The organism is Roseovarius dicentrarchi, assembly GCF_003316635.1.
GTDB lineage: Bacteria > Pseudomonadota > Alphaproteobacteria > Rhodobacterales > Rhodobacteraceae > Roseovarius > Roseovarius dicentrarchi.
Window position 1 is genome coordinate 136,406 of the sequence record NZ_QNQP01000006.1, and the last position, 12,837, is coordinate 149,242.

At 65.7% G+C, this 12,837-nt stretch carries 10 protein-coding genes; 2 read left to right on the forward strand and 8 right to left on the reverse strand.

Translation table 11 applies throughout. From position 1 onward, the window contains the following. Window positions 1-4: 4 nt before the first annotated feature. The 5 genes from DQ230_RS06420 to DQ230_RS06440 form a co-directional block, all read right to left on the reverse strand. Window positions 5-1,489 (reverse strand): M81 family metallopeptidase, encoded by a 1,485-nt coding sequence (locus DQ230_RS06420; RefSeq protein WP_113911746.1) that lies wholly within the window; start codon window positions 1,487-1,489, stop codon window positions 5-7. 84 nt (window positions 1,490-1,573) lie between these two features. Continuing rightward, on the reverse strand, window positions 1,574-2,458 hold the full coding sequence (locus DQ230_RS06425; protein ID WP_162497382.1) for a DMT family transporter: 885 nt from the start codon (window positions 2,456-2,458) through the stop codon (window positions 1,574-1,576). 21 nt (window positions 2,459-2,479) lie between these two features. Continuing rightward, complete coding sequence (gene kdsA, locus DQ230_RS06430; RefSeq protein WP_113911748.1) at window positions 2,480-3,325, reverse strand: 3-deoxy-8-phosphooctulonate synthase; 846 nt, start codon at window positions 3,323-3,325, stop codon at window positions 2,480-2,482. Continuing rightward, a complete protein-coding gene (locus DQ230_RS06435; RefSeq protein ID WP_113911749.1) occupies window positions 3,322-4,110 on the reverse strand; it encodes a 3-deoxy-manno-octulosonate cytidylyltransferase in 789 nt (262 codons plus the stop codon). The genes kdsA and DQ230_RS06435 overlap by 4 nt, the downstream gene beginning before the upstream one ends. Window positions 4,111-4,177: 67 nt before the next feature. After that, entirely contained in the window at window positions 4,178-5,152 is a 975-nt protein-coding gene (locus DQ230_RS06440) for a KpsF/GutQ family sugar-phosphate isomerase (protein WP_113911750.1), read from the reverse strand. A gap of 121 nt (window positions 5,153-5,273) precedes the next feature. Here DQ230_RS06440 and selD point away from each other — a divergent pair, with 121 nt between their 5' ends. Continuing rightward, complete coding sequence (gene selD / locus DQ230_RS06445; RefSeq protein ID WP_113911804.1) at window positions 5,274-7,496, forward strand: selenide, water dikinase SelD; 2,223 nt, start codon at window positions 5,274-5,276, stop codon at window positions 7,494-7,496. Here selD and mnmH read toward each other — a convergent pair. From mnmH to DQ230_RS06460, 3 genes are all read right to left on the reverse strand, one after another. Beyond that, window positions 7,465-8,535, reverse strand: a complete 1,071-nt coding sequence (mnmH, locus tag DQ230_RS06450) for a tRNA 2-selenouridine(34) synthase MnmH (RefSeq protein WP_113911751.1) — start codon at window positions 8,533-8,535, stop codon at window positions 7,465-7,467. The genes selD and mnmH overlap by 32 nt on opposite strands. A gap of 203 nt (window positions 8,536-8,738) precedes the next feature. Beyond that, window positions 8,739-9,842: a mandelate racemase/muconate lactonizing enzyme family protein gene (locus DQ230_RS06455; protein ID WP_113911752.1), complete on the reverse strand. Its 1,104-nt coding sequence runs from the start codon at window positions 9,840-9,842 to the stop codon at window positions 8,739-8,741. Between the two features lie 6 nt (window positions 9,843-9,848). After that, complete coding sequence (locus tag DQ230_RS06460) at window positions 9,849-11,450, reverse strand: GMC family oxidoreductase N-terminal domain-containing protein (protein WP_113911753.1); 1,602 nt, start codon at window positions 11,448-11,450, stop codon at window positions 9,849-9,851. Window positions 11,451-11,767: 317 nt separating this feature from the next. Between DQ230_RS06460 and DQ230_RS06465 the strand changes: the two genes are divergently transcribed. Further along, complete coding sequence (locus DQ230_RS06465) at window positions 11,768-12,835, forward strand: extracellular solute-binding protein (protein WP_203228017.1); 1,068 nt, start codon at window positions 11,768-11,770, stop codon at window positions 12,833-12,835. The last annotated feature ends 2 nt before the right edge of the window (window positions 12,836-12,837 follow it).

Below are 12,837 nucleotides of genomic sequence, written 5' to 3' on the forward strand. Positions count from 1 at the left end.
GCTGTCAGGCTGTCCAACTCATATCACGGTCGATGGGAAAAATCGGCCTTTGCAGTTTTTCGAACGGGAACAGATCGAAATTCGAGCTGGTGATCCCCTCGCTTGCGCACTCGATCACCGCCCGCGACAAGGGGCCAAAGACGGGGCGGCAATACATCCGCGACTTCAGGATCAGATATCGCGCCGACACAGGGTCAATCCCCGCGCAGCCGAACACGCCCAGATCCCAGGGCTCGTGCGGCAGTTCGGTCACCAGAACGGTCGCGCCGCCGGTCTCCAGCACCGCAGCGCGGCCCATATGGCAGGTCTGCCCGGTATAGATCGGCCCGGTCACCACATAGCTGCCATCGCTGATCGCGCCGACCGTGCCTGTCAGCGCCAGCGGCGCCTTGGACGGCAGGCCGGGCAGCGGCACCTTGTTGCCCAGTTGCACGGTAACCGCCGCGCCGGTCCCGGCCTCGATCATCTGCGCCACCGTTTCGAGATCGCAGATCGGACCGGCAATGATGCCCCGCATCCCGGCCTCAAGCGCCGCTTGCAGCACATCCACCGTGTCGCAGGTGCCGCCCGACATGCAGTTGTCGCCATGATCCAGCAGCAGCACAGGCCCGTCGCCCGGCCCCTCGGCGGCGCGCACCGCCTCGGCCAGCGACGCCTCCAGTGGCGCCTCGTGATAGACAAACCCCTCGCGTCCGTCCCACGCCATCTGCGCCAGATCGTCGGCCAGCCGCTTGGCCGCGCCCGCGTCACCAGCTACCGTGACAACAGACACGCCCGTTTCCGCCAGATCGGCAATCGGAAATCCGCCAAAGATCGTCGCGCCCAGCACCCCATCGCGCGCCTCGCCTTCGCGCGCGGCAGCGACCAGATCGGTCATCAGGCACGGCTCTTCGGTGTTCATCTTCAGCGTATGCGCCAGTATCGGCGGATGGACCCGCGCCATCACCGGCTTCAAGCCGTCATGCAGCATCGCATCGACAATCTGCGCCACATGCCGCCCCGTCTGGTACATGTCGATATGCGGATACGTCTTGAATCCAACGATGCAATCGCAATTATCGACCATACGCTGCGTGATATTGCCATGCAGGTCCAGCGCCACACCCAAGGGCACGCCCGGCGCCGCAGCGCGCACACGCGCCAGCAATTCGCCCTCGCAATCGTCGATGCCCTCGGCCACCATGGCGCCGTGCAGATCCAGCAGGATCGCGTCACAGCCCGCTCGGGCGGCCGCCACAATCGGCGCCGCCAGCGCCTCGAACACTTCGGCAGTTGCTTTGCCGCTGGGGTTGGCCGTGGCCGCCAGCGGCGTGACCAGATCGGCGCCCTGCGCCTCGGCGTATTCGATGAACGCGCCCAGCGCGGTCGCGGACCCCTTGCCGAATGCCAGGGCATCGGGGCCATGCACCGGCGCAAACGCCTCCAGCGGTGTCGCCACGGGCGAGAATGTGTTGGTTTCGTGGTTGAACCGGGCGGCGACGATACGCATGAGGGGGGCTCCTTGGGCTATGGAATGGGACAGGGCGATGCCCGCACACATATAACGATCACGGATCGCGCGGCTGCGCAATAATCACCTCCGCCTGCCGGACAGCGTGATGCCGATGGACAAGACAATCAGCCCCAGCGCCAGCATTTTCTGCCACGATGCGGCCTCGCCCAGCAGCAGGAATGACGACAGAACGCCCACCACCGGCGCCGTGAGGATCGAAATTGCCGCCACCGTCGCGGGCAGGCGGCGCAGCAGAACCGCCCACAGCAGGTAGCACGTCGCCATCGGCCCCGCGACATGGAACGCAAACACCGCGATCACGGGCAGCGGCGGCACCGCACGCGCGCCGGGCGGCTCCAGCCACAGCGCCAGCGGCCATGCCAGCACCAGCGACACGATGAAAAACCAGAAGGTCAGCGCCAGCGGCGACAGCGACCATTGCCGCCCCTGCACCAGCACATTGCCAACGGACCATGACAGCGCCGCCAGCAGCATCAGAACCGGCCCCAGCGGTGACGCGATCAGCGCGGCCATATCGCCCGAGGCCAGCACGGCCAGCCCCGCCAGCCCGACCAGAACGGCCAGAATGCGCCGCGCCGTCAGCGCATCGCCCAGAAAAACCGACGCCAGAACCGCCGTCATCGCCGGCATGGTGTAGGCGATGATCGCAGCCCGCGATGCCTCGGTAAACAGCTGGCCCAGCGCGGTCAGGATGTTGAAGCCAAACAGCACGAACAGCCCGGCCGCGATGATGGGGCCAACCTCGCCGCGTGCAGGGGTCAGGCGATGCCCAAGGGCCCGGACGATACCCCACAGCACCACCGCGCCGCCGGTGAACCCCGCCGCGCGCAGGGTAAAGGGCGGCACCTCCGCCAGCATGAATTTGACCGCCGGCCAGTTCAGCCCCCACAGGATGCCGACCAGCGCCACCAGCGCCAGGGTCAGCGGTGCGGGCCTGCCCTGCACCTCACCGCTCCGCAAGATGCGTCAAAGCGCGATCTCGTCTTGTGATTTCGTCAGATCGTCCAAGGACCGCAACTGCCCGATCAGCGCCTGCATCCTGTCCACCGGGATCATGTTCGGCCCGTCACTGGGCGCATTGTCCGGGTCTTCATGCGTTTCGATAAACAGCGCCGAAACCCCCACCGCGACAGCCGCCCGCGCCAGAACCGGTGCTAATTCGCGCTGCCCGCCGGATGTTGTGCCTTGCCCGCCGGGCTGCTGGACCGAATGGGTCGCGTCGAACACCACCGGATAACCGGTGCGCGCCATGACCGGCAGGCCGCGAAAATCGCTGACCAGCGTGTTATAGCCAAACGACGTGCCGCGATCGCACAGCATGATGCGCTCGTTGCCGGTGCTGGCGATCTTCTCGGCCACGTTGCCCATGTCCCAGGGCGCCAGGAACTGGCCCTTCTTGACGTTGATCGCGCAGCCCGTCTCGCCCGCGGCCAGCAGCAGATCGGTTTGTCGGCACAGGAACGCGGGGATCTGGATCACGTCCACCACCTCGCCCGCCGGGCCGCATTGATGCGCGTCATGCACATCGGTCAGCACCGGGCAGCCGAATTCGTCGCGGATCTTGGCGAGAATTGTCAGCCCCTCGTCCATCCCCAGCCCGCGCTGGGTGGACAGGGACGACCGGTTCGCCTTGTCATAGCTGGCCTTGAAGATGAACTTGGTGCCGGTCGCCTCGCAAGCCTCCGCGATCCGCCCGGCCATCATGCGCGCGTGGTCCAGGCTCTCCAGCTGGCACGGCCCGGTGATCAGCGCAAAGGGATGCCTTGCCCCGATGGAAATATCGCCAACGGTGATGCTGCGTGTTTCGATCATAGTGCCTCCAATGCCGCCTCGATGCGGGCGACGTCGCCGGGATTGTTCAACTCCCAGAACACCCGCCCGCGCGCGTCCACCTCGACGCAGCGCACCGGGATGCCGGACGCAAGGAACCGCAGCTGCTCCAGCCCCTCAAGGGTCTCCAGCTCCGACACAGGCGCATCCATATAGGATTTCAGCGCAGCGGGCCGGTAGCCATAAACGCCGACATGGTGAAACACCGGGATCGGCTCGGGCAGCTTGCCGGGGGCGATATAGGGCAGCACTTCCTTGGAGAAATAAAGCGCATTCATGCGTCGATCAAACACCGCCGTCGTGCCGCCAACGCGGCCATTCTGCCGGTCCTCGATGAAATTCTCATAGGTTTGCCGGTCACAGCGCAGCACTGGCGTGGCCATCTGCACGCTCGGGTCGGCCTTCATCGCGGCAATCAGCTTTTCCACGAACCACGGCGGGGTCAGCGGCGCATCGCCCTGAAAATTTACCACCAGATCGGGCTGCTGCTCCAGCTGCGCCAGCGCATCGGCGCAGCGCGCCGTGCCGTTTTCGCAGGCCTCGGATGTCATCACCACCTCGGCGCCAAACCCGCGCGCATGATCGGCTATGCGCGCATCATCGGTGGCGACATAGACCGCATCGACCCCCTCAATGGCGCAGGCCGCGTCCCAGCTCATCCGGATCAGGCTGCGCATGCTGCCGTCCTTCTGGCGCAGCTCGACCAGCGGCTTGCCCGGATAGCGCGTCGAGGCGTATCGCGCCGGAATGAAGATCACCGTTTTCATGCGTCACCTCAGAGGCTGTTTCGCGCGCCTTAGACCATATCGCACAGGGCTGGGCAATCGCGCTGCATCACGCTACCCCGGCGCGCAAACAATCGTGGATATGCAGCACGCCGATAGGGCGGCGCTCCGCGTCCACCACCAAAAGGACCGAAATCTTGCGCCCGTTCATCAGGGCCAGCGCGCTGGCGGCCAGCATATCGGGCGTCACCGTCACCGGATCACGCGTGGCAATGGCGCCGGCGGTGCGCTCCATCAGATGCGTCATGTTGCGGCGTAAATCGCCATCGGTGATGATCCCGATCAATTCGCCCGCGTCGTCGGTCACGGCCGCGATCCCGAAATTCTTGGCCGACATGGTCAGCAACGTTTCCGGCATCGCCATATCCGCCCCCACCAGCGGCAGCGAATCCTGCCCATGCATGAGGTCGGAAACCCGGCTCATCTGCGCGCCCAGTTTGCCGCCGGGATGAAAATCACGGTAATGCGCCACCTCGAAGCCCCGCGCGCGCATCAGCGCCACCGCCAGCGCATCGCCCAGCGCCATCATCATGGTGGTCGAGGTGGTCGGCGCCATGCCCATCGGACACGCCTCCGGCACCGGCGGCAAGGTCAGGCGCAGACCGGCGGCCTTCATCAGGGTGCTGCCGGGTTTACTGGACATGCCGATCACCGGAATGCCAAACCGCGCGCAATAGGCGATCTCGTCGGCCAGTTCCGGCGTCTCGCCCGAATTGGACATCAGCAGGCAGACATCGCCCGTGGTGATCATCCCCAGATCGCCATGGCTGGCCTCGCCCGCATGGACGAAATAGCTGGGCGTTCCGGTGCTGGCCAGGGTGGCCGAAATCTTGCGCCCCACATGGCCTGATTTTCCGACACCCGACACGATCACGCGCCCCTTGGTGTTCAGGATCAGATCCACCGCCGCGCTGAAATCATCGGGCAGGGCGTCCGCCAGTTGCCGCAGCGCGTCCGCCTCCAGCGCCAGAACATCGCGCGCCGCGGCGGCGCTGTCGTGCTGATCCGTGCCTGCCTGTGTCATGGCTGCTCCTTGCGTCATGGCTGCTTATGTCCGGTTTGATGCGGATGGGGCAGGGCGTCAATGGCTGCGCCAGTTTCCCGCACTCGACAGTCGCCGCGATATCGGGCAAATCCGGGCTGTCATGAACAGCAATCTCCCCCTTACACGCGACCTTGTGCTGATCGGCGGTGGTCATGCCCATGCGCTGGTGCTGCGCAAATGGGGGATGAATCCGCTGCCCGGCGCGCGCCTGACCCTGATCGACCCGAACCCCAAGGCGCCCTATACCGGCATGTTGCCCGGCCATATCGCGGGCCACTATCCGCGCGATGCGCTGGACATCGACCTGGGGCGCCTTGCCCGCTTTGCCGGTGCGCGGCTGATCGTCGGCCACGCGACCGGGATCGACCGGGGTGCGCGCCGGGTGCAAGTGCCGGGTAGGCCAGACATTGCCTATGACGTGCTGTCCATAGACATCGGCATCACCTCCGCCCCTGCCGATCTGCCGGGGTTCCAGCAGTACGGTATCGCGGCCAAACCGCTCGGCCCCTATGCCGATCGCTGGGCGCGTTTCGTTGCCGACGTGACAGCGGGTAAAACCGCGCCCGACTGCGCCGTTCTGGGCGGCGGCGTGGCCGGGATCGAGCTGGCGCTGGCGATGCGCCACCGGCTGGCGCAAGTCCACCGCGCGCCCCGCGTGCATGTCATCGACACAGGGACGGCGCTCGCCGGTGTTGCCGCCAGCACCGCCCGCCTGCTGCGCGCGCAGATGAAGAGGGCGGGTATCGCCCTGACCGAAGGCGCCGAAATCGCGCAAATCACCCGTGATAGTGTCACATTCGCGAATGGCACCGCCATTCCCGCCGCGCTGTGCATCAGTGCCGCCGGTGCGCGGCCTTGGCCCTGGCTGGCACAGACGGGGCTGGATCTGAGCGATGGCTTCATCTCGGTCGGGCCGGACTTGCGCAGCACCTGTGATCCGGCGATCTTTGCGGCGGGCGACTGCGCCCACCTGACCCATGCGCCCCGTCCCAAGGCGGGGGTGTACGCCGTGCGCGCCGCGCCGGTCCTGCATGACAACTTGCGCGCGGCGCTGACCGAAAAGGGCCACTACCGCCGGTTCAAACCGCAAAAAAGCTATCTCAAGCTGATTTCGCTGGGCGGCAAAGCCGCGATAGCCGACCGTGGCGCGCTGGGCGTCCACCTTCCGGGCCTTTGGCACTGGAAGGACCGGATCGACCAGCAATTCATGCAAAAATTCCGCGATCTGCCTACCATGCCCACGCCGCCCCTGCCGCAAGAGACAGCCCAGGGCGTGGCACAGGAGCTGTCCGATCACCCCATGATCTGCGGCGGCTGCGGCGCCAAGGTCGGCCCCGAGGCGCTGAACACCGCCCTTGCAGGCGCGCGCACCGGACAGCACACCGCCCCGCGCGAGGATGTGCTGATCCGCCCCGGCGACGATGCCGGCGCGCTGCGCATCGGCGGGCAGGTGCAGGTCATCAGCACCGACCACCTGCGCGCCTATACCGGTGATCCGTGGCAGATGACGCGTATCACCGCGCTGCACGCGCTGGGCGACGTCTGGGCCATGGGCGCCGCGCCGCAGGCGGCGCTGGTCAATCTGGTGCTGCCCCGGATGAGCGGCCCGCTTCAGGCCCGCACACTGGCCGAAATCATGGCCGCCGCCCAAGGTGTCATGGACGATGCAGGCGCCGAGATCATTGGCGGGCACACCACCCAAGGCGCCGAACTGACGATAGGGTTCACCGTCACCGGCCTGATGCCCGAGGGCCGCGCGCCCATCGGCGTCGACGGGGCGCAGCCCGGTGATCACCTGATCCTGACCGGCGCGCTGGGCACCGGCGTCATACTGGCCGCCGATATGCGCGGCGCCGCCGATGGTGATGTTGTGCGCGGCGCGCTGGATCGCATGGCAACCAGTCCCAAAATCGCCGCGCAGAGCCTGATATCGGCGCACGCGATGACCGATGTCACCGGCTTCGGCCTTGCCGGGCATCTACTGGCGATCTGCCGTGCCAGCGGTTGTGGCGCGGCGCTGGAGATGGACGCCATACCGCTGCTGGAGGGCGCGCGGGCGTTGCTGGACGCGGGCCACCGGTCATCGCTGCACGATGCCAATCGCGCATGGTCAGAGCCCGATATTGAGGGGCTGCGCCCCGGCGCACATGAAATCCTGTTCGATCCGCAAACCGCAGGCGGATTCCTTGCGGCGCTTCGACCAGACGCCGCGAAACAGGCCCTTGCCGAAATGCACGCCAGCGGCATCCCCGCCGTCAAAATCGGTGAAATGCTGGACGCGCCGCCGCGTGTTACCCTGCGCCCGCGCCTGACGCGCGATTGATCGCCTCGATCAGACCGGGCAGGGCGGCCTGCAATGCCGCATCATCCAATGCAGGCAAATCCACCGTCTCAGGCCGGGCCATGTCATGCCGCACGCGGGCGCGATCATAGCCCGGATCGTAATGCTGCACGATCAATTCCCGCGCCAGCGTGTTGAAATCGCGGGCATCGACCATCCGTTGCCAGTGGTCCACCGTCTCATGCCCGCGCAGATTGCGCAGCAGATCCAGACTGCCCTTCAGCAGATCCGGCTGATCGGTCATATCGCCATATGCGTCGGCCAGATAGGCCGCGCGCGCCGCCACTGGCGCCGTGACGCGCACCACCGGCGCGGCCTTCATCGCGCTCCACAGGCTGGGCGGCACCACGCGCGCGCCCACCTTGTGCGATTCCGCCTCGATCACCACGGGGCGGGCCGGGTCCAGCGCCGCGATACGCTGCGCCAGCCGGCCGTCGAACAGCTTCTGCGAAGGCTGCCCGCCCGCCCGCGCGCCCAAGGCCGAGCCGCGATGATTGGCCAGCCCCTCAAGGTCGATCACCTGAACGCCCGCGTCCTCCAGCAGCTCCAGCAGCCGCGTTTTCGCCGTGCCGGTATTGCCGTCCAGCAGTACCGGCGTCAGCGCCAAAGGCGCCTCGTAGAGCATCTGAACCACCAGCCGCCGATAGGCGCGATAGCCGCCCTCCAGCAGCGACACGCGCCAGCCGATCTGCTCCAATATCGACGCGAACGAGCCTGACCTTTGCCCGCCGCGCCAGCAATAGACCATCGGGCGCCAACTGCCATCCTTGCCCGCCAGCGGCCCCTCCAGATGCGCCGCCACATTGCGCGCAACCAGCGCCGCGCCGATGCGCCGCGCCTTGAACCGGTCCTGCTGCACGTAAATCGTGCCGACCTCGGCCCGTTCGGCATTGCTGAGACTGGGCAGGTTGATCGCGCCGGGCAGGTGGTCCTCGGCGTATTCGGCGGGCGAGCGTGCGTCGATGATCGTATCGACCGGCAACGCCGCCAGTTGGGCGATGTCTGTCAGGGTCAGTTTCATTGCCGGTCACCTGCGCGCATGGGCGCCTTTGCGGGGAATACTATCATGCCCTTCAGATAGCGCAGTGTGCGTGGCGCTGACAGGACGATCCGCGCCTTGCGCACGTTTTATGCGCTTCTCGTCAATGCGGGAGCCTGCCAAGGACACGGCCAGAGCGCCAGATTTGTTGTGGCAGATCACCGGCTGAACTGCATAAACCGACCCTAACCGGCGGTTGAGACACTGTATTGCGACCGTGCCAGCCAGTCCGGCGCCACCTCGATCCCCCAGCCGGGGGCGCCTGTTACGGTCGCATGCCCGTCTTTGATGACATATGGGTCCGAGGTGAACAGCCCCTCCTGCCACGGGTAGTAATCCGCGCCCTCAATCGAAAACTCCAGGTATTTTCCGGCGTTCGGAATGGCGCGGAGCAGATGCATGGTGAACAGCGTGACCAGCGACAGGTTCGCGCAATGCGGCGTGACCGGCAGGTTTGCGGCCCCGGCCATTTTTGCCACCCGCAACGTGCGCGCGATACCGCCCAGATAGAGAATATCTGGCTGCACGATATCCACCGCGCGCATGTCGATCATGCGCCGCCATGTGGGCAGATCGCACTCCTGTTCGCCCCCCGTCACGTCGATATCCAGCGCGTCTGTCACCTCTTTGGTCTGCTCCAGCTCCCAATAGGGGCAAGGCTCCTCAAAATGGCAAAACCCGTGATCCTCCAGCATCCGGCCCACGTCGATGGCGCGGTCGGGTGCGTAACAGCTATTGGCGTCGATCAGCAGGGCGGCATCCTCGCCCATTTCGCGTCGCATCAGCGGGATGATCTCTTCCGTCCGGCCCGGCCATTCATCGCGCCCGCGCCCCACCTCGGCGCCTGCGCGCACCTTGAACGCGTCAAAGCCGTGCGTATCGCGCAGCCGCTTCATGCGCTCGGCCTCATCCTTTGGCGTAATGTCGCGCTTCATCGAGCTGGCATAGGCGCGGATGCGCCCCGGCGTGCCGTCCAGCAATTCGGTCACCGGCTTGCCCGCCTGCCGCCCGCGCAGATCCCAAAGCGCGGTGTCAAACCCCGCCATTGCCCGGCGAAGGTAAGAGCCGGGAAATTTATGCTCCCGCTCGGCCACCAGATCCAGCAGATCATCCAGATCGGTGGTATCGCGGCCCAGAACATGCGGCGCGACCTGCCGGTGCAGAACCGTGCAGGTGATGTCCGAGTGGTAGGTTGACACCTGCCCCCAGCCGATGCTGCCATCCTCGCCCGTCAGGCGGACAAAACCGACGAATTCGGTGGTGAAGGTTTCGATTTGCCGGATTTTCATCGCACTCTAACCTTGGCAGATCAGGTCAAACGCGCGCTCGCCCACCATGACGGCGGGGGCGTTGGTGTTGCCTGTGGGGATTGTGGGGAAAATCGACGCATCGGCAACGCGCAGCCCGCCGATGCCATGCACGCGCAGCTGCGGATCAACGACCGAAGTGGCGGCCTCCTGCCCCATCCGGCAGGTGCCGCATTGGTGAAACACTGTCCAAGCCTCGCGCCGGGCGAAGTCGAGGATCTCGTCATCGCTGGCGCAATCGGGGCCGGGGTCCAGTTCAGCCTCTATCACGCCTTTCAGTGCCGGCATGGACGCGATGCGCCGCACTTCGCGCGTGCCTGCGATCATCAGCGCGCGGTCGTGTTCGGTGGCCAGATACCCGCCGCGCATGACGGGCGGCGCCAGTGGATCACTGCTGCGCAGGGTAATGCTGCCCGTGCTGGTGGGCTTGCAGGGGTTGAACCCGATGCGCACCGCCGGAAAGGGATCGGGGCTCATCAAGGGCCGCTTGCCCGTGGGCGCGCTGGAATAGCTGAGCGGCGAGAAATACAGTTGCGTGTCTGGCGGGCCATCCCCGGCGGCCAGCCGGATGAATCCGCCGGCCTGATTGAGGCTCATCGCCAGCGGGCCGCGCTGCGCCGCGACATATTGCAACCCCGCCAGCGCCTTGCCCCACCACGGGCGCAGCACCTGGTTCAGGCTGGGCGTGCGCGTGCGAAACAGATGATCGCTGCCCAGATGGTCCATCAGGTTCCGGCCCACATGGGGCGCGTCATGGACCACGTCGATGTCCGTTTCGCGCAAATGTCCGGCAGGTCCGATGCCCGACAGCATCAGCAACTGGGGCGAGTTGATCGCCCCGCCGCACAGGATCACCTCCTGCGCATGGGCAGAGTGCGCTTTGCCGCGCTTGATGTATTCGATCCCGGTCGCGCGCCGCCCCTCCATCAGGATGCGGGTCGCCATCGCGCCCGTCTCGATGCGCAGGTTCTTCAGCTTGCGCGCGGCCAGCAGATAGGCCTGCGCGGTCGAGGCGCGGCGTCCGCCTGCGGTGCTGATCTGGTACAAACCCGCCCCTTCCATCGCAGCGCCGTTGTAATCGGTGTTGGTCGGGATGCCCGCCTGCGCCGCCGCCGCGACATAGGCGCGCGTCAGCGGATGCATCGCGCCGGTCATATCCGTCACGGACAAGGGGCCGTCGCCGCCCCGGTGCGCGCAGGCGCCGCGCGACCACCGCTCGATCCTGCGGAACACCGGGGCCACATCCGCCCAGCCCCAGCCGGGCGCGGCGGCGCCCCATTCGGCGTAATCGTCGGGATGCCCGCGCACCCAGACCATGGCATTGATCGCCGATGATCCGCCCAAAACCTTGCCGCGCGGCCAGTATATGGCGCGATCGTTCAGCTCCGGCTCTGGCTCCGTGCTGTATTTCCAGTTGAAACGCGCGTCGTGGAACACCTTGCCATAGCCCAGCGGGATATTGACCCACGGGTGCCGTCCCGCGCCGCCCGCCTCCAGCAGCAGGACGGATTTGCCCGCCCCGGCCAGCCGCCCCGCCAGCGCCGCCCCGGCCGATCCTGCACCGACGATGATATATTGAAACTGTTCCATCAGCGTCAGGGGTATCATGACGAACAATCGACGCAAGCACCACGTAACCGGCGCCGCTGTAGAAGGCCCGCATGGCGAACGGCGTATCAGGCAGCCCCGATTTCACAGGATGCACCAGAGAATTTTACCGAAAGTTAAATTTTAGGACGTAGTCCTGCCGTCCTCGGTTGACGGTGGGGCGTAACTTGGGCCTATTGTGCCACAGCACGACCCTGCCAAATTTTATCAGGCGGCGGTTTCCGCGCATGTCACTAAACTGTTGCAATTATAAAATAGGAATGTGGCGTGGATTTCCAGAAAGACAAAGGGAGAAAGACATGAAAAACCTTCTGACAATGCTGACCGCGGGCGTCGCCACCACGGCGCTGCTGGCCGGCGCCGCGCAGGCCGATACGCTGCGCCTGCTGACATGGGGCGGTTACGCGCCCGAAAACGTCATCGAGAAATTCGAGGCCGAAACCGGCCACACCGTCGAAGTCACGATGTCCAATAACGAGGAAATGATTGCCAAGCTGCGCGCCACCGGCGGCGGCGGCTTTGATCTGGCCCAGCCCAGCCAGGACCGCATCGCCGGCCCGCAGGCCGAATTCGGCATCTACAAGCCCATCGACATGAGCCAGATCAAGACCGAACTGTTCGTCGCCTCGATGCTGGACGCGACCAAGACAAATTCGACCGTCGGCGGCGATGTCTATGCCGTTCCGCACATCTGGGGAACCAGCGGCCTGATCGTGAACACCGCGCAGGCCGACATGGTCAAGGATTACACCGACCTGTGCGATCCCGCGCTGGAGGGCAAGGTATCCTACCGCCTCAAGCGCCCGACGCTGATCGGCTTTGCCTTTGCGATGGGCCTTGACCCCTTCGCCGCCTATGGCGACGAGGCCGCCTATACCGATATCATGCAGCAGGTCGAGGCCAAGCTGGTCGAATGCAAGCCGGTGGTCAAAACCTACTGGTCCGGCGGTGACGAGCTGCTGAACCTTGTCCGCTCGGGCGAGGTGACGGCGGCAATGGCATGGGATACCGGCGGCTGGAAGCTGAACAGCGACAATGCCGACATCAACTTTGTCGCGCCCGCCTCCGGCGCGCTGGGCTGGATCGACACGTTCGCGCTGCCCGCCAAGGGGCAATCCGATCAGGCCGCCTATGACTGGATCAACTTCGTGATGCAGCCCGAAGTGGCCGCGATGATCACCGAATCGGCTGGAAATTTCACCGCTTCCAAGGGCGCGGATGAATTTGCGTCGGACGAGATGAAGGCACAGTATCAGGGCAGCTTCCCGCCCGAGGCCGTGGATAATATCAAGTGGTATCCGCCGGTCCCCGCAGGTCTGGAAGTGATCGAAGGCGGCATTCTGGACCGCGTCAAGGTCGCGCAATAATC